At 37.1% G+C, this 1,123-nt stretch carries 1 protein-coding gene; it reads right to left on the reverse strand.

The window, feature by feature from the left end:
* Positions 1-1,123 (reverse strand): putative Ig domain-containing protein (locus tag G6042_RS00760; protein ID WP_211161603.1); only part of this gene is annotated, 1,123 nt, incomplete at both ends.

Below are 1,123 nucleotides of genomic sequence, written 5' to 3' on the forward strand. Positions count from 1 at the left end.
GCTAAATCAATAATTTCGATTGATAAAACAAACGAAACACTTCCACCAGAATTTGTTGCTGTAACTTCATAATCCGTAGCTGATTGTAAAACCGTTGGTGTGCCAGAAATTATTCCGGTTGCCGTGTCAAATGATAAACCAGTTGGTAAACTTGGACTAATACTAAAAGTCAAGTTTTCACCTGAAACCGTTGGTTCTAAATTCGTGATTATTTCATCGATTGTGAAAACATTTGGCGTTGTATAACTCAACATTGTTGGCGCAACATCAATCACTGCGATTGACAATGTAAAGCTCGTGCTTCCGCCAGAATTTGTTGCCGTAACTTCATAATCCGTAGCCGATTGTAAAACCGTTGGCGTTCCAGAAATTATTCCGGTTGTTGTGTCAAATGACAATCCGTTTGGTATACTTGGACTAATACTAAAAGTTAGATTTTCGCCCGAAACTGTTGGCTGTAAATTGGTGATTGCTTCATCAATTGTGAAAACATTTGGAGTTGTATAACTTAAACCATTTGGAGCAACATCAATGATTTCGATTGACAAAGTGAAACTTATATTTCCACCAGAATTTGTTGCCGTAACTTCATAATCCGTAGCCGATTGTAAAACCGTTGGCGTTCCAGAAATTATTCCAGTTATTGTATCAAATGATAATCCGTTTGGCAAACTTGGAACAATTGAAAATACTAAATTTTCGCCCGAAACCGTTGGTTGTAAATTGGCAATTATTTCATCGATGGTGAAAACATTTGGCGTTGCATAACTTAGTAAAGTTGGAGCAACATCAATCACTGCAATCGACAAGGTAAAACTCGTATTTCCACCAGAATTCGCAGCTGTAACTTCATAATCTGTTGCCGATTGTAAAACCGTTGGCGTTCCAGAAATTATTCCAGTTATTGTATCAAATGATAATCCGTTTGGTAAACTTGGAGCGATTGAAAACACCAGATTTTCTCCTGAAACTGTTGGTTCTAAATTGGTGATTGCTTCATCAATTGTGAAAACATTTGGCGTTGTATAACTTAAACCATTTGGTGCAACATCAATCACTGCAATCGACAAGGTAAAAGTTGTACTTCCGCCAGAATTCGTTACTGTAACTTCATAATCTGTTG

Source organism: Flavobacterium solisilvae (assembly GCF_012911605.1).
Classification (GTDB): domain Bacteria; phylum Bacteroidota; class Bacteroidia; order Flavobacteriales; family Flavobacteriaceae; genus Flavobacterium; species Flavobacterium solisilvae.